At 73.5% G+C, this 21,142-nt stretch carries 20 protein-coding genes; 11 read left to right on the top strand and 9 right to left on the bottom strand.

Going from position 1 to position 21,142, the window contains the following annotated elements:
- The first annotated feature begins 22 nt into the window (after positions 1 to 22).
- From AAG827_RS03145 to AAG827_RS03135, 3 genes are all read left to right on the top strand, one after another.
- A complete protein-coding gene (locus AAG827_RS03145; protein WP_341924351.1) occupies positions 23 to 910 on the top strand; it encodes a 3-methyladenine DNA glycosylase in 888 nt (295 codons plus the stop codon).
- Positions 907 to 1,503, top strand: coding sequence for a hypothetical protein (locus tag AAG827_RS03140; protein ID WP_341924350.1), 597 nt, complete (start codon positions 907 to 909; stop codon positions 1,501 to 1,503). The genes AAG827_RS03145 and AAG827_RS03140 overlap by 4 nt, the downstream gene beginning before the upstream one ends.
- A gap of 148 nt (positions 1,504 to 1,651) precedes the next feature.
- A complete protein-coding gene (locus tag AAG827_RS03135) occupies positions 1,652 to 2,251 on the top strand; it encodes a pentapeptide repeat-containing protein (protein WP_341924349.1) in 600 nt (199 codons plus the stop codon).
- A 223-nt stretch (positions 2,252 to 2,474) separates the two neighbouring features.
- On the opposite strand, the gene AAG827_RS03130 is transcribed toward AAG827_RS03135, so the two are convergent.
- Positions 2,475 to 3,044, bottom strand: coding sequence for a TetR/AcrR family transcriptional regulator C-terminal domain-containing protein (locus AAG827_RS03130; RefSeq protein ID WP_341924348.1), 570 nt, complete (start codon positions 3,042 to 3,044; stop codon positions 2,475 to 2,477).
- 175 nt (positions 3,045 to 3,219) lie between these two features.
- On the opposite strand from AAG827_RS03130, the gene bioB reads away from it, so the two are divergent.
- Genes bioB through bioD form a run of 4 tightly spaced genes read left to right on the top strand, consistent with a single transcriptional unit; the run spans position 3,220 to position 7,404 of the window.
- Complete coding sequence (bioB, locus tag AAG827_RS03125; RefSeq protein WP_341924347.1) at positions 3,220 to 4,290, top strand: biotin synthase BioB; 1,071 nt, start codon at positions 3,220 to 3,222, stop codon at positions 4,288 to 4,290.
- Between the two features lie 2 nt (positions 4,291 to 4,292).
- Positions 4,293 to 5,582, top strand: coding sequence for an adenosylmethionine--8-amino-7-oxononanoate transaminase (locus AAG827_RS03120; RefSeq protein WP_341924346.1), 1,290 nt, complete (start codon positions 4,293 to 4,295; stop codon positions 5,580 to 5,582).
- On the top strand, positions 5,579 to 6,697 hold the full coding sequence (locus tag AAG827_RS03115; RefSeq protein WP_341924345.1) for an 8-amino-7-oxononanoate synthase: 1,119 nt from the start codon (positions 5,579 to 5,581) through the stop codon (positions 6,695 to 6,697). Before AAG827_RS03120 ends, AAG827_RS03115 begins: the two co-directional genes overlap by 4 nt.
- Complete coding sequence (gene bioD / locus AAG827_RS03110) at positions 6,694 to 7,404, top strand: dethiobiotin synthase (RefSeq protein ID WP_341924344.1); 711 nt, start codon at positions 6,694 to 6,696, stop codon at positions 7,402 to 7,404. Before AAG827_RS03115 ends, bioD begins: the two co-directional genes overlap by 4 nt.
- A gap of 62 nt (positions 7,405 to 7,466) precedes the next feature.
- Here the strand turns inward: bioD and AAG827_RS03105 are convergent, their stop codons facing one another.
- Positions 7,467 to 8,582, bottom strand: a complete 1,116-nt coding sequence (locus AAG827_RS03105; protein WP_341924343.1) for a hypothetical protein — start codon at positions 8,580 to 8,582, stop codon at positions 7,467 to 7,469.
- Positions 8,579 to 9,082: a SigE family RNA polymerase sigma factor gene (locus AAG827_RS03100; protein ID WP_341924416.1), complete on the bottom strand. Its 504-nt coding sequence runs from the start codon at positions 9,080 to 9,082 to the stop codon at positions 8,579 to 8,581. The genes AAG827_RS03105 and AAG827_RS03100 overlap by 4 nt, the downstream gene beginning before the upstream one ends.
- A 125-nt stretch (positions 9,083 to 9,207) precedes the next feature.
- Between AAG827_RS03100 and AAG827_RS03095 the strand changes: the two genes are divergently transcribed.
- Complete coding sequence (locus AAG827_RS03095; RefSeq protein ID WP_341924342.1) at positions 9,208 to 9,525, top strand: hypothetical protein; 318 nt, start codon at positions 9,208 to 9,210, stop codon at positions 9,523 to 9,525.
- 19 nt (positions 9,526 to 9,544) lie between these two features.
- Here AAG827_RS03095 and AAG827_RS03090 read toward each other — a convergent pair whose 3' ends face one another.
- Both AAG827_RS03090 and AAG827_RS03085 read right to left on the bottom strand, forming a co-directional pair.
- Positions 9,545 to 10,102: a GNAT family N-acetyltransferase gene (locus tag AAG827_RS03090; protein WP_341924341.1), complete on the bottom strand. Its 558-nt coding sequence runs from the start codon at positions 10,100 to 10,102 to the stop codon at positions 9,545 to 9,547.
- The gene (locus AAG827_RS03085; RefSeq protein ID WP_341924340.1) at positions 10,072 to 11,463 is read right to left on the bottom strand and encodes an amidase; all 1,392 of its coding nucleotides are present in this window, start codon (positions 11,461 to 11,463) and stop codon (positions 10,072 to 10,074) included. The genes AAG827_RS03090 and AAG827_RS03085 overlap by 31 nt, the downstream gene beginning before the upstream one ends.
- A gap of 76 nt (positions 11,464 to 11,539) precedes the next feature.
- On the opposite strand from AAG827_RS03085, the gene sulP reads away from it, so the two are divergent.
- Positions 11,540 to 13,285, top strand: coding sequence for a sulfate permease (gene sulP / locus AAG827_RS03080; RefSeq protein WP_341924339.1), 1,746 nt, complete (start codon positions 11,540 to 11,542; stop codon positions 13,283 to 13,285).
- Positions 13,286 to 13,298: 13 nt separating this feature from the next.
- Here the strand turns inward: sulP and AAG827_RS03075 are convergent, their stop codons facing one another.
- Complete coding sequence (locus tag AAG827_RS03075; protein WP_341924338.1) at positions 13,299 to 13,844, bottom strand: NAD(P)H-dependent oxidoreductase; 546 nt, start codon at positions 13,842 to 13,844, stop codon at positions 13,299 to 13,301.
- 74 nt (positions 13,845 to 13,918) lie between these two features.
- Here AAG827_RS03075 and AAG827_RS03070 point away from each other — a divergent pair, with 74 nt between their 5' ends.
- Entirely contained in the window at positions 13,919 to 14,545 is a 627-nt protein-coding gene (locus tag AAG827_RS03070; protein WP_341924337.1) for a helix-turn-helix domain-containing protein, read from the top strand.
- A 104-nt stretch (positions 14,546 to 14,649) separates the two neighbouring features.
- Here the strand turns inward: AAG827_RS03070 and cimA are convergent, their stop codons facing one another.
- Positions 14,650 to 16,245: a citramalate synthase gene (gene cimA, locus AAG827_RS03065; RefSeq protein WP_341924336.1), complete on the bottom strand. Its 1,596-nt coding sequence runs from the start codon at positions 16,243 to 16,245 to the stop codon at positions 14,650 to 14,652.
- A gap of 209 nt (positions 16,246 to 16,454) precedes the next feature.
- Here cimA and AAG827_RS03060 point away from each other — a divergent pair, with 209 nt between their 5' ends.
- Positions 16,455 to 18,728, top strand: a complete 2,274-nt coding sequence (locus tag AAG827_RS03060) for a GH92 family glycosyl hydrolase (protein WP_341924335.1) — start codon at positions 16,455 to 16,457, stop codon at positions 18,726 to 18,728.
- Here the strand turns inward: AAG827_RS03060 and AAG827_RS03055 are convergent.
- Positions 18,719 to 19,285 carry a TerD family protein gene (locus AAG827_RS03055; RefSeq protein ID WP_341924334.1) on the bottom strand — a complete coding sequence of 189 codons (567 nt, stop codon included), beginning with the start codon at positions 19,283 to 19,285 and terminating at the stop codon, positions 18,719 to 18,721. The genes AAG827_RS03060 and AAG827_RS03055 overlap by 10 nt on opposite strands.
- Positions 19,286 to 19,329: 44 nt before the next feature.
- Entirely contained in the window at positions 19,330 to 21,042 is a 1,713-nt protein-coding gene (locus AAG827_RS03050) for a serine/threonine-protein kinase (RefSeq protein ID WP_341924333.1), read from the bottom strand.
- Between the last annotated feature and the right edge of the window lie 100 nt (positions 21,043 to 21,142).

Raw genomic sequence — 21,142 nt, 5'->3', positions numbered from 1 at the left:
GGGCGGCGCCTACCCTTGGCGGGTGGAGACCCGGAAGGACGTCGACGTGCTCGACGCTGTGCTGGACGAGGCGGAGTGGCGCTCGCGCGCGGACGCGCACGCGGCGCGCGTCGACGCCTTCACCGCTCCGCACCTCGCGCGTCGCGACGCCGCCGTGAAGCACCCCGTGCACGACTTCCTCTTCACCTACTACTCCCAGCGCCCGGCCCAGCTGCGCCGCTGGCACCCCGGCTTCGGCGTCGGCCTGGTGGGGGCCGCTGAGCATGCCGGCCTCAAGGGCTACGAGCAGGCGGGTGACGTGGTCAGCGTCGCGCCGTCGTACGTCGAGAAGCAGCGGCCGCTGCTCGGCTCCCTGCGCGCGCTGCTCACCGCCACCGCCGCGCGACCCGCCCACTTCGGCTGCTTCGGGCTGCACGAGTGGGCCATGGTCTATCGCCTCGCGGAGGACGAGACCCGCCACGCCGACTGGCCGTTGCGCCTCGGCCCCGACGGCACCGACGCGGTCGTGGAGTCGCACAAGGTGGCGTGCTCGCACTTCGACGCCTTCCGGTTCTTCACCGACCCGGCCCGACCGCTCAACACCCTCTCCCCCGGCCGCGACGACCGGCCGGCGTTCGAGCAGCCGGCCTGCCTGCACGCCGGCATGGACCTCTACAAGCACGCCTTCCGGCTCTCGCCGATGGTCTCCTCCGACCTCGTCGCCGACGCGTTCGAGCTGGCCCGCGACATCCGCGAGCTCGACATGCGCGCCGCGCCCTACGACCTGGCCGACCTGGGCTTCGAGCCGGTGCCGATCGAGACCCCCGAGGGCAAGGCGGCCTACGTCGAGGCGCAGCGGGAGTTCGCGCAACGGGGTGCGCCGATCCGCGCGCGGCTGCTCGCCGAGTGCGAGCGCCTGCTGGCCTCATGAACACGTCCTACGACGCCGTGCGCGACCGGGTCGCCCGGCTGCTGACGGGCGCGGAGCGACCGCCGGTGGTCGCCATCTCCGGCCACGGCGGGGCCGGCAAGTCGACCCTCGCGGCGGGGTTGATGACCGACCTGGGTGGGACACCCGAGCAGGTGATCCGCACCGACTGCTTCTTCGCCGCCGGGGCCGGTCCTGGCTCCGGGCTCTTCGACCTGCACGACTGGCCGGTGCTGCTCGACCTGCTCGGGCGCCTGCGCGCCACGACCCCTGAGCGACGCCTCACCTACCCGGTGCGTGCCTACGGCGGCGCGCAGCGCACCTGCGACGTCCCGATGCCACTGGTGGTGGTCGTCGAGGGCATCCGGCTGATCCGCCCCGAGACCCTGCCCCTCGTGGACCTCGCCGTCTGGATTGACCTCTCGCCGGAGCTGGCCGGCCGTCGCGCCGTCGATCGCAACCGCGACCAGGGTGACAGCGACGACGAGCTCGACCTGTGGCGCAGGAAGTGGATCCCCGAGGGGCATGACTACGCGCGGCTGGTGCGTCCCGAGGCGCTCGCGCACGTGGTCGTGGGTGCTGGCGGGACGACCTGAGCCGCGCTGGCGTCACCGAGTGCCCGATCGCGCGGTGTCGGGCCCTCGTGTGAGGGTGGGGCTGTGGACGAACGCGTGCTGGCCAGCCTCCCCGACCGCCTCGCGCAGTCCTCCGAGCTCGGGACGGTCGATGTCTGAGGTCGGTGGCATGCCGCAGGGCTCGCACGGCGCGACCTTCCGCGGCGAGGACTGGTATGCCGAGGACCTCGGCGGCGGGCGCCACGTCGAGTCGACCTTCATCGACGTCGACCTGAGCGAGGCCCGCTCGTCGGGCGCGGTCTTCGAGCGGTGCGTCTTCGCGGGCGTGCGGTTCAACTCCTCGGTCCACCGGGCGAGTGCCTTCGTCACCTGTGAGTTCGAGGGGAGCAACTTCTTCGACGCCAGCTTCGACGGTTGCAAGATGACCGGCTCGGTCTTCGTCCGGTGCACGATGCGACCGATGAAGGTGAGCGGTGGCCAGTGGCGCGGGGTGTCGTTGCGCGGCACCGACCTGAGCAAGCTCGACCTGGCCGACCTCGACCTGCGTGAGGCCGACCTGTCGCTGTGCAACCTCACGTCGTCGGTCCTGCGCGGCGCCCAGCTCTCCGGGGCGTCCGTGCGCGAGACCAACCTCAGCGCGACCGACCTGCGCGGGGCGACGCTCGACGGCGTGGACCTCGCCGCGGCCCGGCTGCGACGCACGCAGCTCGACCTCGCCGGAGCGCTGCTGCTCGCCGAGCTGCACGGCGCGGTGGTGGACGTGCCGTGATCCCCTCGGACCAGCCGGACCGCGCGCTCGTCTTCGGCTCGGTCGCCCAGGCCTACGAGCGCCAGCAGGCGTTGCACCTCGCGCGTCGGGTGGGATGACCGGCGCGCGGATCGGGTGCTCCGTGCGCTAGTGAGAGGGGGCCACGTGGCCCCCTCTCACTAGCGCGGAAGACCACGACCCGGAGGACCCTCCGCCGAGGCCGGGACCCGTCACAGCAGGCCGGTCAGACCTGGTGCAGGTCGGTTGGTTGACGCAGCCGGATCCCGTCGATGACCAGCGCCAGCCCGACCTCGAAGTCCGAGCCACCGCGAGGACCGTCCGAGATCGCGCCGGCGCTGCCGGCCTGGAGGTGGGTCTGCTCGTCGGCGGCGTGGCCGAAGACGAAGTGCAGCAGGGTCCGCGCGGCGGTGCGGGAGAGCTCCGCGGGGAAGCCGGCATCGGCCAGCGCGCCGACCAGAGCGTCGTACGGCGCGCTCGCGCCCAGCCCGAACGCGTGGACGGTGGCGACCACGTCGGCGCCGTCGCGGTAGGCCAGCATCGCGTCGCGCAGCTGCGCACACACCGCGGCGACGCGGACGTCCCAGGGGCCGTCGGGCAGCGGGCGGTCACCCCGGCGCAGGAGCTCGTCGGCGACGGCCGCGAGCAGGGACTGCTTGTTGCTGAAGTGGTGGTAGAGCGCGCTGGGCTGGACGCCGAGCTCGCTGCCGAGGCGACGCATGGTGAGGTCGGCCAGGCCGAAGCGGTCGAGCACGTCGACCGCTCGCTCGACCACGTCGTGGCGTTGGTGGCGCATGACACTCCTCCTGGGGAGCACTCCTGAGGCAGGCCGGGTCACGTTGACCGGGGCCGCTCCGGACCCTAACCTGAACGCCGTTCACCTGACCAGCGTTCAGGTGGCGGTCCCAGGACCGGAGCCGACCTTCCCGGCCTCATACTGGGTGCCGATGTCGACCCGCCAGGAGAGCCCCATGACCACGTCGTTCGACCAGCTCGCCACCTCGATCCTCGAGGGCAAGCCCGCCACCGAGGACGACGCCCTCGCCGTGCTGCGCGCCCACGACGACGAGCTCGTCCACCTCGTCGCCGCGGCCGGCCGCCTGCGCCGCGAGCACTTCGGCAACACCGTCAAGGTCAACTACCTGGTCAACCTCAAGTCCGGCCTGTGCCCCGAGAACTGCAACTACTGCTCCCAGGCCCTGGGCTCGACGGCCGACATCTTGAAGTACAAGTGGCTCGACACCGACGAGGCCATGCAGCAGGCCGCCGCCGGCCTGCGCGGCGGCGCCACCCGGGTCTGCATGGTCTCCAGCGGCCGCGGCCCGACCAACAAGGACGTCGAGCGCGTCGCCGACATGGTCGGTGCCATCAAGGCCGAGAACCCGCAGGTCGAGATCTGCGCCTGCCTGGGCCTGCTCAAGGACGGCCAGGCCGAGCGGCTGCGCGAGGCCGGCGTCGATGCCTACAACCACAACATCAACACCGCCGAGTCCCACCACGACACGATCGTGCAGACCCACACCTACGCCGACCGCGTCGACACCGTCACCAAGGCCAAGAGCGCCGGCCTCTCGCCCTGCAGCGGCCTGATCGCGGGACTCGGGGAGACCGACGAGCAGCTCGTCGAGGCACTCTTCGCACTGCGCGAGCTGGAGTCGGACTCCATCCCGGTCAACTTCCTGATGCCCTTCGACGGCACCCCCTACGAGAACACCTGGGAGCTCTCCCCCACACGCTGCCTGAAGATCCTCGCGATGGCGCGCTTCGTGTGTCCCGACCGCGAGATCCGCATCGCCGCCGGGCGCGAGATGCACCTGCGCTCCCTGCAGGCGATGGCGCTCAACGTCGCCAACTCGATCTTCCTCGGCGACTACCTCACCTCCGAGGGCCAGGCCGCCGAGGCCGACCTCGAGATGATCCGCGACAACGGCTTCGTCGTCCTCGGCGCCGAGGAGGACCCGCGCCCCGCCGACCACGAGGGCTCGCGCGACCCCGCCAAGCGCCGCCGCGGCGCCGGCACCACCGAGCGCCCCAACGCCTGACCGTGCTCGTCACGCCCGAGGACCTGCTCGCCTTCGACCGCGAGCACCTGTGGCACCCCTACACGTCCATGACCGCGCCGGCTCCGGTGCGGCTGGTGACCGGGGCCTCGGGCGTGCGGCTGACGCTGGCCGACGGCAGCGTGCTGGTCGACGGGATGTCGTCGTGGTGGGCCGCGATCCACGGCTACAACCACCCGGCCCTCAACGCGGCGCTCGCCGAGCAGGCGCAGGACTTCGCGCACGTGATGTTCGGCGGACTGACCCACGCCCCGGCGGTCCGGCTGGCGGAGAAGCTGGTCTCCCTGGCCCCGGTGGGTCTGGAGAAGGTCTTCCTCGCCGACTCCGGCTCGGTGTCGGTCGAGGTCGCGCTCAAGATGACGCTGCAGCACCAGCGCGGCCTCGGTCGTCCCGAGCGCACGCGGATGCTGACCGTGCAGGGCGGCTACCACGGCGACACGTTCGGCTGCATGGGCGTGTGCGACCCGGTCGGCGGGATGCACTCGATGTTCGCCGCCGCGCTGCCCGAGCACGTCTTTGCTCCGCGACCGCCGGGTCACTCCGCGGGCGAGGACGAGATCGCCGCGTGGACACAGGCGTTCACGTCGCTGGCCCGCGAGCACGCGTCGTCGTTGGCGGGGATCATCGTGGAGCCGTTGCTGCAGGGTGCGGGCGGCATGCACGCGTATCCCGCGGCCTGCCTGCGCGTGATGCGCGAGGTCGCCGACGAGCTCGGGCTGGTGCTGGTCTTCGACGAGATCGCCACCGGCTTCGGCCGCACGGGCACGATGTGGGCCGCGGACGCGGCCGGGGTCTCCCCCGACATCATGTGCGTCGGCAAGGCGCTGACCGGCGGCTACCTGACCCTCGCTGCGGTCCTCACGACCGAGGCGATCGGGCGCGGCATCTCCGCCTCCGAGTCGGGCGTGCTGATGCACGGTCCGACCTACATGGGCAACCCGCTCGCGTGCGCCGTGGCCCTGGCGTCGCTGGAGCTCCTGACGTCCGGCGACTGGGCCGGCAACGTCGCGCGGATCGAGGCAGGGCTGACCGCGGGCCTGGCCGGGGCACGCGCGCTGCCGGGCGTGCACGACGTACGCACCCTGGGCGCGGTGGGCGTCGTGCAGCTCGACCACCCGGTCGACACGGCGAAGGCCGCCGACGCCGCGGCGGAGGTGGGCGTGTGGCTGCGCCCCTTCCGCGACCTCATCTACACGATGCCGCCCTACGTCACCGACGACGACGACCTGGCCCGGATCTGCGCGGCCGTCACCCGAGCGGCGGAGGTGTCGTGAGCACCTGGTCGGCGTGGCTGGCGCAGCAGGCGGCCGTGCGCGAGGAGTCCGGGCTGCGCCGGGTGCTGCGACCGCGGCCGGCGGCGGACGCGACGATCGACCTGGCGGGCAACGACTACCTCGGGCTGTCGCGCGACCCCGTGGTCACCGCTGCGGCCGCCGACGCGGCACTCATGTGGGGCGCCGGTGCCGGCGCCTCGCGGCTGGTGACCGGGACGCTGCGCCTGCACGAGACGCTGGAGACCGAGCTCGCGGCCTACACCGGGCAGCCGGCGGCGCTGGTCATGTCGACCGGCTACCACGCCAACCTCGCCCTGGTCACCGCCCTGGCCGACCGCGACACCCTGGTCGTCTCCGACGCCCACATCCACGCCTCCCTCGTCGACGCGGTGCGGCTCTCGCGCGCCGAGCTGGTCGTCGTGCCGCACAGCGACGTGGCCGCGGTGTCGGCCGCCCTCGCGGGGTCGGACAAGCGGGCGCTGGTGCTGGCGGAGTCGGTCTACTCCGTGCTCGGCGACGAGGCCCCGCTGGTCGAGCTCGCGGAGGTCTGCGCCGCGCACGGCGCGATGCTCGTCGTCGACGAGGCGCACGGGCTCGGGGTCCACGGCCCCGGGCTGGTGCACGAGCGCGGTCTTGCCGGGCAGGAGCACGTGGTCGTCACGATGACGCTGTCCAAGTCGCTGGGCAGCCAGGGTGGCGCCGTGCTCGGCCCGCCCGCCCTGGTCGAGCACCTGGTCAACAAGGCCCGCCCCTTCATCTTCGACACCGCGCTCGCACCGGCCCCGACCGCCGCGGCGCTGGCCGCGCTGGGCGTGCTGCGGGCGCGTCCCGAGCTGCCCGCCGTCGTACGCCGCCGCGTGGTGGACCTCGCCGCCGCCCTCGGTGTCGAGCCCCCGGCCGGTGCCGTGCTGTCGGTGCCGATGCCGTCGCCGCAGGTCGCGGTCGCCGCCCAGGCCGCCGCGCTCGAGCACGGCCTGCGGGTCGGATGCTTCCGCCCGCCCTCGGTGCCCGACGGGATCTCGAGGCTGCGCATCACGGTCAACGCCGGCGTCGACGACGACGCGTGGGAGCGGGCGACCGAGATCCTGGTCGCGGTCGTCAAGGAGCACGCATGACGGTCGTGGTGGTGACCGGCACGTCGACCGACGTCGGCAAGACGATCGTGACCGCGGCACTCGCGGCTCGTGCGTCTGCGACGGGCTCGGTCGTCGTGGTGAAGCCCGTGCAGACCGGCATCGGCGACGGCTCGGCCGGTGACGTCGACGTGGTGACCGCCCTCACCGGCTGTGCCGTCGAGGAGTGGGTGCGACTCGACGAGCCGCTCGCGCCCGACACGGCCGCGCGACGCCAGGGCGTGGCGATCCCCGCGGTGGCCGAGCACGCGTCACGGATCGTGGAGCTCGCGTGCTCCGACTCGTGGGACACGGTGGTCGTCGAGGGCGCCGGTGGGCTGCTCGTGCGGCTCGACGCCGACGGCGGGACGCTGCTCGACCTGGCATCACTCCTCGCTGACGCACTGCCGGCCGGGACCGTCGAGGTCGTCGTCGTCACCTCGGCCGGGCTCGGCACCCTCAACCACACCGAGCTCACCGTCGGCGCCCTCCGCGCCCGGGCCCTCGAGCCGGCCGGACTGGTCATCGGCTCCTGGCCCGCCGACCCCGGCCTCGCCGAGACCTGCAACCTCGACGACCTGCCCCGCGTCACCGGTCTCCCGGTGCTCGGGGTCCTTCCGGCCGGCGCCGGCTCCTTGTCGCGGGCGGAGTTCGTGGGGGTGGCCGAGGGGTGCATGAGTCCCCGGATGTCCGGGGACCCTGGCGCTTGAGGGGTGTTGCAACACCCACCAAGCGACAGACTCGCCCGCCCAGCACAGCGCCGACGACCGCCTCACCACCACCGGTCGGGCAGCTGCGCATCGCCCGACACGTCCTCGTCGACCGGCTCGCACAGGACCGTCGTGGCATCGCACAGGACGAGCGCCTGTCGGCCGTCGTCGGAGTCGGCGAGCGGACCCGCCAGCACCACCTGGGTCGGGGACACCCACCCGCGCGGGCTGACGGAGCTCAGCCGCACGCCGAGGTCGGGGAACTGGATGACGGCGTCCCGGCGCAGGTCGAGGAGCACCGCGCTGGTGCCGCTCACCTGCACCCGGGTGGTGCCGTCGGGCGACCACAACGACGACGAGCCGTTGGCGTCGTCGACGCGGCCCACGCTGGTGAAGCGCCCGTCGTCCCCGATGCCGCCGTAGCGCCCGGCCGCCACGACCCCGCCCGGCCAGGCCCGCTGGTAGGACCCGGGCAGACCCGTGACGGGGACCGGCTCGGTGCCCGGGCGCCAGACGGTGAGGTCCTCGAGCATGTTGTCGGTCCAGGTGACCCGGCCCAGCAGGTCGATCCCGGTGAGCGAGAGCTGGCCGCGGAAGTCGGGCTCCACCTCCACCTCGACCCGGTCGATCTCCGAGCCGCCCACGAGGTCCCACAGGACGACGCGCTGGGTGGTGCGGCCCAGGGTGTTGACCCACGCGGCCGTCGTCCCGTCGTCGGAGAGGATGACACCGACCGGGGTGGTGATCCCGGTCGGCAGCTCGACCAGCCGGTCGCCCTCGACGACGGCCCACGGCCCCTCCCACTGACGGCCGACGAGGGTCGTGCCCCCTGCGAAGGCGATCTGCCAGCCGGGGTCGACCGCGATGCGGCGGTCCCCCAGGTGCAGCGTCCCGTCGAGGAGGTAGGGCAGCGCACCCGACTCCTCGACGACCTGCGACGGGGGGTCCGTGGCGGGGTCCGGCCCCGGGGCGGTGCGGGCGTCCGGCTGCGCGAGGATCGAGGCGCTGCCGATCACGACAGCAGCCGCGACGGCAGCACCGGCCGACGCCCACGTCGTACGACGACGGCGACGCTCGCGTCGTCCCAACCGCTCCAGGCCGGAGACCTCGACGTGCGGGGTGCTGAGCCGGTCGGCGCGGGAGCCGAGCTCGGCGGCGAGGCGGTCCTCGAGGCTCATGACGACTCTCCCATCCGGGTGCGCAAGGTGGCCAGGGCGGCCGAGGCGGTGGACTTGACGGTGCCGCGGGCGCAGCCGAGGGTCTCGGCGATCTCCGCCTCGCTCTGGCCCTCGTAGTAGCGCAGGACCACGACGGCTCGTTGCCGCGGCGGCAGCGCCTCGACGTGCGGCCAGAGGCTGAGCCGGTCCGTCGGGTCCACGTCCTCGGCCCCCCGCTCGGGCAGCGAGGTGACCAGGCGCTCCCGCGTGAAGCGCGCCGGGCGACGCCCCGAGACGAAGGCATTGACCAGCACCTGGCGGGCGTAGGCCTCGGGCGAGCGGGCCGCGGCGACCTTGCGCCACCCGACGTAGACCTTGACCAGCGCCGTCTGGAGGAGGTCCTCGGCGTCGGTCTGCTGGCCGGTCAGCAGGTAGGCCGTGCGGTAGAGCGTCGGCGAACGTGCCACCACAAACTCCTCGTAGGTGGCCTCCGCGGCGCCAGCGCGCGACTCGTCACGCACCTCGGCGCCTCCCGTCTGTCGTGGACCCATGCCCTGGAGACGCTGCCCCGGGTCCCGTGGGTTCAGTCGTCGATCGCGAAGGTCGCTGTGGCGCGCACGTTGCCACACCGTCCTACGCTGGTCCCATGACCACCACCCTCGAGCCTCCCCTCGAGCCGGTCAGCGCCGACGAGGTCTACGTGCACCGGCTCGAGCCGCGTCGCCGTGGCCCCGCGCGGCGGGTGCTGCTGGGGGCGCTCGACCTGTGGTGCGCCACCCAGGGAGGCCTGCTGGAGCTCACCCGCGCCGGGGACATCGTCGTGAGGCGACGCTCGGACGGGGTGGAGGAGCTGCGGGTCCCGCTCGTCCCCGGCGAGGATGCAGCGCTGGCGCTCGACCAGATCAGGGAGCAGCTGGAGACCCAGGCACCCGACGAGTTCCGTGCGCGGTGGGGCATCGCCTGACGCCTCCCCGCGCCGGAGCTCACCACACGTCGCCGTCGCGCCAGTCGCAGGTGATCGGAGCCTCCAGGTCCAGCCCGGAGTCCGCTCGGTCCAGCACCAGGATCGCGCCGTCCTCCTCGGGCGTGGCCACGCATCCCTCGGGCGTCATGACCGAGCTGGGGCCGCGCCAGGGCTGCCAGCCCCGGCCTGCGTAGAACACCTGCGCCCGCTGCGACGACGACAGCGCGAGCAGGTCGTAGGCGGGCGCCAGCCCCTCGAGAGCGGTCATCACCGTCGTCGCGTGACCCTGCCTGCGCCGGGTCGGCGCCGTGGCGACCGCCTCGACGTAGCCGCACCGCAGCGACCTCCCCTCCACCAGCAAGCGGCGCATCACCAGCGAGCCGTGGGCCAGCACGTCGTCCCCGTCGACCACCAGGGCGTGCATCCCGCCGAGCCCGTGCGACCAGTCGTGGTCGGTGAAGTCGTCGAAGGCCGCGTCCATCAGCGCCCGCACCGCCGCCAGCTCGTCGGCGGCGAGCTCGGCGGAGTGGCACAGGATCAGCCGGCTCACCATCGGGGAGGCCTCCGTGCGTGCCACGGCACCGCCGCCTCGACCTGGGCCGCGAGCGAGAGCAGCAGCTCCTCCTCGGCCGGTCGCGCGGCCAGCATCACCCCGACCGGCAGCCCGTCGGACGTCCAGTGCAGCGGGAGCGACACCGCCGGCATGCCGGTCACGTTCCACGCCGACGTCCAGGGCGTGAAGGCCTTCTGGGCCTCGAAGTCGGCGGCCGGGTCGGCGTCGTCGCGCAGGGCACCGACGGGCAGCGGCGGCGCGGCCAGGGTCGGCGTCAGCACCGCGTCGTACGGCGCCAGCGCGACCAGCGCCTCGGCCGCGAAGCGCCGCATCGCCCCGATGGCCAGCCCGAAGTCGGGGCCGCTCACGGCCCGGCCACGATCGGACAGCCAGCGCGTGAGCGGCCGCAGCAGGTGCTCGCGCTCGGGCGGGACCACCGACAGCGCGGTCAGCACCGCCCAGCAGGTCTCGAAGACGGGCACCGACTCGGGCGGCAGCGGGACGGGCACGTCGACCACCTCGTGGCCCAGCGCCTCCAGCGCTCGAGACGCCATCTCCCAGGCGGTCACGCACGCGGGATCGACCACCACGTCGGCGATGACCGGCTCGACGAACCGGGCGATCCGCAGCCGGCCGGGCTCGCGGTCGCAGGCGTCCAGGAAGGTCCCGGACGGCGGCGGCGCCCAGGCCGGGTCCCCCGCGCGGCGACCGGCCAGCACGTCGAGCAGCGCGGCCGCGTCACGGACCGTCCGCGCGATCGAGCCAGAGGTGGACAGACCGACCGGGTCGCCGTACGTCGGGAAGCCGGAGATGCGACCGCGGGTCGGCTTCAGCCCCACCAGGCCGCAGCACGAGGCCGGGATCCGGATCGAGCCTCCACCGTCCGAGCCCTGCGCGACCGGGACCAGCCCTGCGGCGACGGCGGCGGCCGCACCGCCCGACGAGCCTCCCGCCATCCGGGTGCGGTCCCACGGCGTGACGGCCGGCGGGAGACCCTCGGGCTCGGTGTAGCAGGGCGAGCCGAACTCGGGCGTGCTGGTCTTGCCGATGCTCACCATCCCGGCGGCCTCGATCGCCAGCGTCACCGCGTCGGACACCTCAGGCACGAAGTCGGCGAAGGCCGGCGAGCCGAAGGCGGTCGGCACGCCGGCGGTCAGGTTGAGGTCCTTGATGGCGGTTGGTACGCCGTGCAGCGGGCTCGTCCCCTCCGGGAGCGACGCAGCCCGCTCGCGCGCCAGGTCGGGGGTGAGCGTGACGAACGCACCGACGTCGTCGAGACGGACGGCCCGCTCCAGGTAGTGCTCGGTCAGCTCGCGGGACGAGATCTCCCCGGAGGCGACCAGCGCACCCTGCTCCAGGGCGGTCAGGTCGTGCAGCTCGGCCATGGGTCGAACCTAGCGACCGGGACCCACTCTGGGCCGTTCCACCCCACCGGGGCGCTCGTCACGCTTGACTGTGCCCGTGGCACACGAGCTCTCCCGCGACCGCGGGCAGCACGGCCGGCTCCTCCCGGGGCTGCACGACCTGCGCCACTACGACCGCGCCTGGCTGGGCGGCGACGTGCTCGGCGGCATCACCGTGGCGGCCTACCTGGTCCCCCAGGTGATGGCCTACGCCGCCGTGGCCGGGCTCCCCGCGGTCACCGGGTTGTGGGCCGCGCTGGCGCCGCTGCTGGTCTATGCGCTGCTCGGCTCGTCGCGGCGGCTCTCGGTCGGGCCGGAGTCGACCACCGCCCTGATGAGCGCGGCCAGCGTGGGCGCGATCGCCGCCGGCGACCCCGCCACCTACGCCGGCGCCGCGGCCGCCCTGGCGATGCTCGTCGGCCTCGTGTGCCTGGTCGGTCGGCTCGTGCGCCTGGGCTTCGTCGCCGACCTGCTGAGCAGGCCGGTGCTGATCGGCTACCTCGCCGGGGTCGCCGTCCTCATGATCGTCGGTCAGCTCGACCGATTGACCGGGATCGACGTCGAGGGCGACGACCCCGTGAGCGAGGTGCGCTTCGTCCTCACGCACCTCGACGACGTCGCGCTGCCCACCGTGACGATGGCGCTGGTCGTCGCGGGCAGCCTGCTGGTCGCGCAGCGTCTGCGTCCGCACTGGCCGCACCCCCTCATCGCGATGCTGCTCGCGGCAGGGGTCACCGCGCTCTTCTCGCTCGAGACCCACGGCATCTCGACCGTGGGTGCCATCCCGGCCGGACTCCCCGTGCCGGGCCTCCCGTCGGTCGACCTCGACGTGCTGCTCCAGCTGGCCCTGCCCGCCGTCGGCATCGCCGTCGTGGGCTACACCGACAACGTCCTGACCGCACGCGCCTTCGCGGCGCGCCACCACGAGCACGTCGACGCCGACCAGGAGCTGCTCGCGCTCGGAGCGGCCAACGTCGCGGTCGGACTGACCCAGGGCTTCCCGGTGAGCAGCAGCGGCAGTCGCACCGTCATCGGTGACTCGCTCGGGGTCAAGACCCAGCTGCACTCGCTGGTCGCCCTGGTCACGGTGCTGGTCGCGATGTTCGTCCTGCGACCGGTGCTCGAGGCCTTCCCCGACGCGGCCCTGGCCGGAGTGGTGACCTACGCCGCGATCCGGCTGGTCGACGGGGCCGAGATCCGGCGGATCGGGCACTTCCGCCGCAGCGAGCTGGTGCTCGTGCTGGCCACCGTGGCCGGCGTGCTCCTGCTCGACATCCTGCCGGGCATCGCGCTGGCCGTGGGGCTCTCGATCCTCGACCTGCTGCGGCGCGTGGCGCGCGGCCACGACGGGATCCTGGGCTTCGTGCCGGGTCTCGCCGGGATGCACGACGTCGACGACCACCCGGACGCGACGACGGTGGCCGGGCTGGTGATCTACCGCTACGACTCCCCGCTGTTCTTCGCCAACGCCGAGGACTTCCGCCACCGGGCGCTGGCCGCCGTCGAGGAGGCCGCGACCCAGGACCAGCCGGTCGAGTGGCTGCTGGTCAACATGGAGAGCAACGTCGAGGTCGACCTCACCGCGCTCGACTCGCTCGAGGACGTGCGGGGCGAGCTGGCCGCTCGCGGGGTCGTGCTCGCGCTGGCCCGGGTCAAGCAGGACCTGCGGCTGGACCTGGACCGGGTCGGGCTGACGGAGGCGATCGGCGCCGAGCGCATCTACCCGACGCTGCCGGTGGCCGTGGCGGCGTACGCACAGGAGTACGCCGCCCGGCACGGGTCACCGCCCGTGGGCGCGCCCTAGACCGACGAGCGCGTCAGGCAGCAGCAGGCTGGAACGCCGCGAGCGACGCGACGACGGCCTGGAGGCGCTCGAGCACCTCGACGTCCTCGAGGACGTCGACCTCGAGGGCCGACTGGGAGTGGACGGCCCCGTCGACGACGATCGCGCCGGCGATGCCCGCGGAGCGCGCGGCGTCCGCGTGCGCCCACTTGCCGCCGTACGGCGTGGGGGTGGCGCCGACGACACCGAACGGCTTGCCGACGATGGCGCCGACGCCGTAGGGGCGCGAGAGCCAGTCGATGGCGTTGTTGAGCACGGCCGGCATGGTGCCGTTGTACTCCGGCGTCACGGCGAGGACGGCGTCGGCGTTGCCGACGAGCTCGCGGAGGGTCGCGGCGGCCGTGGGGACGGCGTCGCCGTCGAGGTCCTCGTTGTAGAACGGGAGGGACTCGAGGCCCTCGGCGATCTCGACGACGACGCCCTCGGGTGCCTGGTCGCGCAGCGCCTCGGCGATGCGACGGTTGAGGGAGTCGGCGCGGAGGCTGCCGACGAGGGCGACGATGCGGGTCTGGGTAGTCATACGAGGCTAAACGGACCGCAGTCCGCTTTCTATTCCCGGAGGTCCGGACTTTCTCCGACCCCTACAGTTCGGCCATGAGCGAGCACCGGTCGCTGCCCCTCCTGGGCGGCCCCCCGCCCGAGCGGAGCGACGCCGCCCGCAACCGGGAGGCACTGCTGCGCGCGGCCACCGACCTCGTCGACCACTGCGGCGTCGAGGCCGTCACGATGGACGCGGTCGCCGCACGCGCGGGCGTCGGCAAGGGCACCGTCTACCGCCGCTTCGAGAGCCGCGAGGGGCTGATGGCCGCGCTCCTCAACCACTCCGAGACCGCGTGGCAGGCGTCCGTCCTGTCAGGTCCCCCACCGCTCGGGCCGGGGGCGCCGCCGATGGAGCGGCTCCTCGCCTTCGGTCGCTCGCGCATCGAGACCAACCTCAAGCACGGCGACCTGATCACCGCGGCCGGGCACTCCGGGGCACGCGCCTACGCCGCGATGAGCTTCGCGGCCATGCACGTGCGCTACCTGCTCACCCAGCTCGGCGTCCACGGCGACGTCCCGATCCTGGCGACCTCGCTCCTGGCGCCCCTGGAGATCGTCATCCTCCAGCAGCAGACCCACATCGAGCAGATCCCGGTCGACCGGATCGAGCGGGCCTGGGACGACCTCGTGCGCCGGGTGGTCTCCGCCGACGCCCATCCAGGCGCGGCCGGTCGACGCTGACGACACCCGCTCCACACTAGTGAGAGGGGGCCACGTGGACCCCTCTCACTAGCGCACGGGCTGCACCTGTCTCGATGGCCCGGACACGCGCCTCCCGGCCCGGCCTAGTCGTTGTGGTGGCGCCGCAGCCCGTAGGTCAGCCCGTCCACGAGCGCACCCCATGACGCCTCGATGACGTTGTGGCCCACACCGACGGTGACCCACGACGACGCGCCGTCGCTGGTCTCGATGAGCACGCGGGTGATCGCGTCGGTGCCGTGACCCTGGTCGAGGATGCGCACCTTGTAGTCGATCAGCTCGAACTTCGCGACCTCCGGGAAGGCCTGCACGATCGCTGAGCGCAGCGCGGAGTCGAGGGCGTTGACCGGGCCGTTGCCCTCCCCCGTGACGACGTAGCGCACGTCGGCCGCCTTGAGCTTGACCGTCGCCTCGGAGACCGCCTCCTCCCCCGCCTGCGCGTGGGTGAGGGTCTCGGTGATGACGCGCCACGACTCGACCTCGAAGTAGGACGGGCGCACGCCCTCCACCTCCTCCACCAGCAGCAGCTCGAAGGAGGCGTCGGCCGCCTCGAAGGTGTAGCCGCGCTGCTCCATCTCCTTGACGCGACCGGTCACGCGCGCGACCAGGTCCTTGTCGTCGGAGAGGTCGAAGCCGAGCTCCTTGCCCTTGAGCTCGATCGACGCCCGGCCGGCCATGTCGGAGATCAGCAGGCGCATGTCGTTGCCGACGCCGACCGGGTCCATGTGCTGGTAGAGGTTGGGGTCGACCTTGATCGCGCTGGCGTGCAGGCCGGCCTTGTGCGCGAAGGCAGACGTGCCGACGTAGGGCTGGCGCGAGGCCGGCGGGAAGTTGGTGACCTCCGCGACCGCGTGCGCGATGCGGGTCGAGTCACCGAGCAGGCCGGCGGGCAGCACCTGGCGGTCGAGCTTGAGCTGGAGGTTGGCGACGACCGTGACGAGGTCGGCGTTGCCGGTGCGCTCGCCGTAGCCGTTGATGCAGCCCTGCACGTGGGTGGCGCCGGCGTCGACGGCCGCCAGCGTGTTGGCCACAGCGCAGCCGGTGTCGTTGTGGCAGTGGATGCCGACGCGCACGCCGGTCGAGCCGATGACGTCGTGGACCACGTCGGAGACCCACGGCGGCAGCATCCCGCCGTTGGTGTCGCAGAGCGCGATGACCTCGGCGCCGGCGCCGTACGCCGTGCGGAGGACCTCGAGGGCGTAGTCGCGGTTGGCGCGATAGCCGTCGAAGAAGTGCTCGGCGTCGAGGAAGACCTGCTGACCCTCGGCCTTGAGGTGGCTGACGGTGTCGCGGATCATCTCGAGGTTCTCCTCGAGGGTGGTGCGCAGCGCGAGCTCGACGTGGCGGTCGTGCGACTTGGCGACCAGGGTCACGACGCCGGCACCGCTGTCGCGCAGGGCGGCGACCTGCGGGTCGTCGGCGGCACGGACGCCCGCCTTGCGGGTCGCACCGAAGGCCGCGAGCCTGGCGTGGCGCAGGTCGAGCTCCTGGCTCGCGCGGCGGAAGAACTCGGTGTCCTTGGGGTTGGCCCCCGGCCATCCGCCCTCGATGTAGCCCACGCCGAGCCCGTCGAGCTGCCGCGCGATCGACAGCTTGTCGGCGACGGAGAGGTTGAGCCCCTCCTGCTGCGCGCCGTCGCGCAGGGTGGTGTCGTAGACGTGGAAGGCGCCGTGCAGGTCCATCGGGGATCTCTCGTTCTGGGGACGACTGGGGACATCGGGGCACAAAAAAACCTCTCGGAGTGCGAGAGGTGGCGCATCGGGCGGAGCTCGATGCGCTAGCGAATGATGATGCGGTGCTGCATGTCCCCATGGTGCCACGGCGACCGGCAGGTGGACAGGGGTCTCGCGATCCGGGCGTACGGGGCGCGCCCGCGGCGTACGGTCAGCGGGTGACGGTCTCGGGACGCACCCGCTGCGCGGCGTACGCCGCAGGCCTCGTCGCGGCGCTCGTCCTGGCGACGCTGCCGGCCGCCGCGAAGGCCGCTCCCCCGGGCCGTGACGTCGACGTCTTCATCGGCACCGGCGGGTCGGCGCCCTGGCACAGCGGCAACACGACCCCGGCGGCGGCGCGCCCCTTCGGGCTGGTGCACCTCGGCCCCGACACGACCGGCGCACGCGACGGGCGCCCGTCCACGACCGCCTCCGGCTACGGCTGGGAGGACGACCGGGTCCGCGGCTTCTCGGCCACCCACCTCTCCGGCGCCGGCTGCCCGGCGCTCGGCGACGTGCCGTTCCTGCCGGTGACCGGCGCGCTGCCGGCCGACCCGGCCGGTGCGAGCGTCGCCCTCGACCACGCCGCCGAGCGGGCCGACCCCGGGTGGTACGCCGCGCGGCTCGGCAACGGCGTCGGCGTCTCCCTGGCCGCCGGCCTGCGCACGGGACTCGCCGTCCTCGCCTTCCCCCGGGGTCGCCCCTCGCGGCTGCTGGTCAAGGCAGGCGGCAGCCTGGCCGGCGCCCGCGGCGCCCGGGTGCGCTTCCCGAGCAGGCGCGAGATCGCGGTGTCGACCACGAGCGGGGGCTTCTGCGGGTCACCCGGCCGCTATCGCGTCCACGTGCTGCTGCGCCTGGCCCGCCCGATGGTCGCCCACGGGACGTGGGGCGGCGCCCGCCCGGGAGGCTGGGTGACCCTGGACCGCCGGGGCGGGACCAGCAAGGTGCAGGTCTCGGTGTCCTTCGTCGACCTCGCGGGGGCACGTCGCAACCTCGAGGTCGAGCGTCCGGGCTGGTCCTACGCCGACCTGCGGGCCGAGGCGTCGACCGCCTGGGACCGCGAGCTCGCGCGCGTGCAGGTCACCGGGGGCACGGCACAGGAGCGGACGCTGCTCGACACCGCGCTCTACCACTCGCTGCTGCACCCGAGCCTGGTCAGCGACGCCGATGGTCGCTATCCCGGCTTCGACGGCGAGGTGCACCGGCTCGCGCCCGGCGAGCGCCACTACAGCGCGGTCGCCGGCTGGGACGCCTACCGCACCCAGCTGCCCCTGCTCGCGTGGCTGCGCCCCGACGTGGCGTCGGCCGTCGTGCGGTCCCTGGCCCGGATGGCCACCCAGGGCGGGTGGCTGCCGCGCTGGCCCCTCGTGGCGTCCTACACCGGGGTCATGAACGGCGACTCCGCCGCGCCCGTCATCGCGACGGCCCACGCGTTCGGGGCGCGGGACTTCGCGCTCGAGCCGTTGGTGACGCGCCTGGCCCGGCAGGGCGAGCAGACCGACGGCCTTCCGGGGCAGGGCTGGTTCAGGCCGAGACCCGGGCTCGCGGACTACCTCCGTCTGGGCTACGTCCCCAACACCACCCCGGAGCGTGGCTGGCCGCAACCCCACGGGGCGTCGACCACGCTGGAGTACGCGGTGGACGACTTCGCTGTCGCCCGCCTCGCGATGGCGGCAGGACGTGAGGACCTCGCGGCTCGCTTCGCAGAGCGCAGCAGGTCCTGGCGCAACCTGCTCGACGAGGGGCGCGGGTTGCTCCTGCCACGCGACGGCGACGGCGCGTTCCCGGGGCCCGACACGGACCCCGGCGGTTGTTGTGACGGCTTCCAGGAGGGCAACCCGACGCAGTACACCTTCGGCGGCGTGCCGCAGGACGTGGCCGGGCTCCTCGCTGGTCTCGGCACCCCTGCCGCGGCGCTGCAGCGTCTCGACGACTTCCACTCCTCCCTGTCGGCCGGGGCAGGGAGCCCGCACGCCTGGTTGGGCAACCAGCCGTCGTTCCTCACGCCCTGGACGTACCTCTGGCTCGGGGAGCCCACGCGGACGGCGGAGGTCGTCACCCGAGCACGGCACGGTCTCTGGTCGGTCGCACCCGGAGGTCTGCCCGGCAACGACGACCTCGGCTCCCTCTCGGCGTGGTACGTCTGGGCCTCACTCGGTCTCTACCCCCTCACGCCCGGCACGGCGGACGTCGGCCTCACCACGCCGGCGTTCGACCGCGTGACGGTGCGCCCCTCGGCCGGGCCACCCACGGTGATCGAACGGGTCGGGTCGGGAAGCCACGTGGCCGGGGTGCTCGTCGACGGTGTGGCGCGGTCTGCGTCGTGGCTACCGCTCGGCCCGGGGATCCGTCCCGCAGTGCTGAGGGTCGTCACGACCGAGGATCCCGCTCCGGCGTGGGGCACGGCTCCGGGCGACCGACCGCCGTCGTACGACGGACTCGCTCAGAGGTAGGGCGTCAGCGCCGCGAGCGAGTCGGTCGGCTTGCGGACCGCGATGCCGTCGCCGATCGCGCGCAGCACCCAGTGCTCGCCCGAGCGCACGAGCGTGGCCATGACCAGCCCGGTCTCGTCGACGCCCGCGGTGATCCGGAAGCGCGCGACCTCGACGTCGTCGGTGTCGAGCAGCCGGACGTAGGCGCGGTCGACCCAGGTCAGGCTGTGGCCCTGATAGCTGCTGACCAGCAGGACGATGGTGTCGACCTTCGCGTAGACCTTCGCGAGGTCGACGGTCAGGGTCTCGTCGTCCCCCTCGCCGCTGCCGGTCTTGTTGTCCCCGAGGTGGACCGTCGAGCCGTCGCGGGTGCGCAGGTTGTTGTAGAACGCCAGGTCGAAGAGCTGCTCGCCCATGAACTGCAGGGCCGAGGCGTCCAGGTCGACGTCGGGGGCGCCGGTGCCCATCATCCCCGCCGTGGGCACCTTGTCCCAGCCCAGACCCAGCCGCAGGAGGGTGCGCGGACGCCCGTCCTCAGTGGTCAGCGCCAGCTCCTGGCCCTTGCTCAGCTCGATCACGTCGGTCCTCCCGCTCGGTGGTGCTCCCGACGGTACAGAGACACTCAGCGCCCGGTGATGCCCGTGGTCGGTGGGGTGAAGCCGGCGAAGGGACGTTGGTCGTCGGGCGCCCAGCTGACGCCGCTGCCCGACACCCGCAGCGCGAGCAGCGCACCGAGCGCGAGGACGGCCACGACCGCGACGAGCCACGGCCCGACGTTGCGCGAGATCGGCACCACGACCCGCGAGACCGGGCCGCGCACGCGGGTGCCGCCCGGTCCCCACCACAGCGAGACGGCGAAGACCAGCCCGCTGACGAACAGCGTGGTCGGAACGCTGGCGGCCACGGCGTAGCAGACCAGGGCGCCGGCGACGCCGAGCCCGGCGCTCCACAGCAGCAGCATCAGGGTGCCGGGGATGGACCGGACGAGGTCCCAGGGGGCGCCGAGCAGGAACTGCGCGCCGTCGTACCACTTGCGACCGCGGCGCAGCCGACGCCCGCCGGCAGCACTGGCGGCCAGCGAGCCGCTGCGCAGCAGCCAGACCGCCACGAAGATCACCGCGCACGCCACCCACGGCGCCGCGGTCAGCGCGGCCCCGAGGGCTGCCGCGGCACCGAGCAGCAGCGTGCCGCGACGCAGCCGCTCGACCAGCGGCGTCGGCGGCGGTGCGGCGACGCGCTCGTCCCAGTCCTGCTCCCACTGGCCCATCGGCCCCACCGGAGACGGTCCGGGTGCGGGGTGGAGCGGGGCGACAGGAGGAGCAGCGGGCGGCGCCACCCGCGCGACCTCGGTGTAGGGCCGGGTCGGCGGGTCCTCGGGCAGCCGCTGGGTCGGCGGCTCGGTGAACCGGTCGGTCAGCGCATCGGCGGCCTGCGACCCGGCCAGGGCGAGCGGGATCGTGAAGATGTCCTCGGGTCCGGTGGGCACCGGCGGCACGACGGGGTGCGGCTGGGTGGTCTGCGGGCGCAGCCACGCCAGGATCGACGCGAGGTCGGGGCGCTGGGACGGCTCGGGGTCCAGCGCCGCCTCGATGAGCTGGCGCAGGTCGTGGGGCAGGCCGGAGAGGTCGTGCTCGCCACGACGTACGCGATCCATCACGGCCATGCTCGGGCCGCGGCCGAAGGGTGGGCTGCCGGTGCCGGCGTAGGCGACGGTGGCGGCCCAGGAGTGGATGTCGGAGGCCGTCGTCGCATCGTCGCCGTAGAGGATCTCGGGCGCGAGGTAGCCGGGCGTGCCGAGCAGCCACCCGGTGTGCGTGAGCTTGGGGTCGTCGGCGACCCGGGCCAGGCCGAAGTCGATGAGGATCGGGGTGCGGCCCTCCATCAGCACGTTGGACGGCTTGACGTCACGATGCAGCACGCCGACGTCGTGGACCGATGCCAGCCCCTCGGCCAGGCACCCGGCGAACCACGTCAGGTTGCGCCCCTCGATGGGGCCCTCCTCGATGACGTGGTCGTGCAGCGAGAGCCCGGGCACGTAGCGCGTCGCGACGTAGGGCACCTCCGCCCACGGGTCCGCGTCGACGATCTCGGCGACCCAGCGCGAGCGGATCCGCTGCAGCGAGCTGATCTCCCGGGCGAAGCGGGCGCGCCCCTCGTCGTCGCCGACGATGTGGGGCCGCAGCACCTTGAGCGCCACCCGGTCGCCGCCGTCGCGACGGGCCAGGTGGACCACGCCCATGCCGCCCTCGCCGATCTTGGACAGCAGGGTGTAGTCACCCACGCGTCGAGCCGCGGGGGCAGCGGTGCGCATCGCGTCTCCGGGCTGGGTGCTCACGCGACGAGATTACCTGCGACGGCGCTCCTGGACGTGCAGCCACAGCCGACGGCGAACCTGACGGGACGCGAGGAGTTAATTAGGTTAGCCTTACCTCTGT

This window comes from Nocardioides psychrotolerans, assembly GCF_943371775.1.
GTDB classification, from domain to species: Bacteria; Actinomycetota; Actinomycetes; order Propionibacteriales; family Nocardioidaceae; genus Nocardioides; species Nocardioides psychrotolerans_A.
Note: the sequence above shows the minus strand (reverse complement) of the source record. Positions and strands in the feature narration are given on the sequence as shown.

Excerpts from the sequence above, each read along its gene's own strand:
- AAG827_RS03130 (WP_341924348.1), bottom strand. The coding sequence starts at position 3,044 with ATGCGCCACCAACGCCACGACGTGGTCGAGCGAGCGGTCGACGTGCTC.
- bioB (WP_341924347.1), top strand. The coding sequence starts at position 3,220 with ATGACCACGTCGTTCGACCAGCTCGCCACCTCGATCCTCGAGGGCAAG.
- AAG827_RS03085 (WP_341924340.1), bottom strand. The coding sequence starts at position 11,463 with ATGGCCGAGCTGCACGACCTGACCGCCCTGGAGCAGGGTGCGCTGGTC.
- bioD (WP_341924344.1), top strand. The coding sequence starts at position 6,694 with ATGACGGTCGTGGTGGTGACCGGCACGTCGACCGACGTCGGCAAGACG.
- AAG827_RS03075 (WP_341924338.1), bottom strand. The coding sequence starts at position 13,844 with ATGACTACCCAGACCCGCATCGTCGCCCTCGTCGGCAGCCTCCGCGCC.
- AAG827_RS03135 (WP_341924349.1), top strand. The coding sequence starts at position 1,652 with ATGCCGCAGGGCTCGCACGGCGCGACCTTCCGCGGCGAGGACTGGTAT.
- cimA (WP_341924336.1), bottom strand. The coding sequence starts at position 16,245 with ATGGACCTGCACGGCGCCTTCCACGTCTACGACACCACCCTGCGCGAC.
- AAG827_RS03140 (WP_341924350.1), top strand. The coding sequence starts at position 907 with ATGAACACGTCCTACGACGCCGTGCGCGACCGGGTCGCCCGGCTGCTG.
- AAG827_RS03105 (WP_341924343.1), bottom strand. The coding sequence starts at position 8,582 with ATGAGCCTCGAGGACCGCCTCGCCGCCGAGCTCGGCTCCCGCGCCGAC.
- AAG827_RS03070 (WP_341924337.1), top strand. The coding sequence starts at position 13,919 with ATGAGCGAGCACCGGTCGCTGCCCCTCCTGGGCGGCCCCCCGCCCGAG.
- AAG827_RS03095 (WP_341924342.1), top strand. The coding sequence starts at position 9,208 with ATGACCACCACCCTCGAGCCTCCCCTCGAGCCGGTCAGCGCCGACGAG.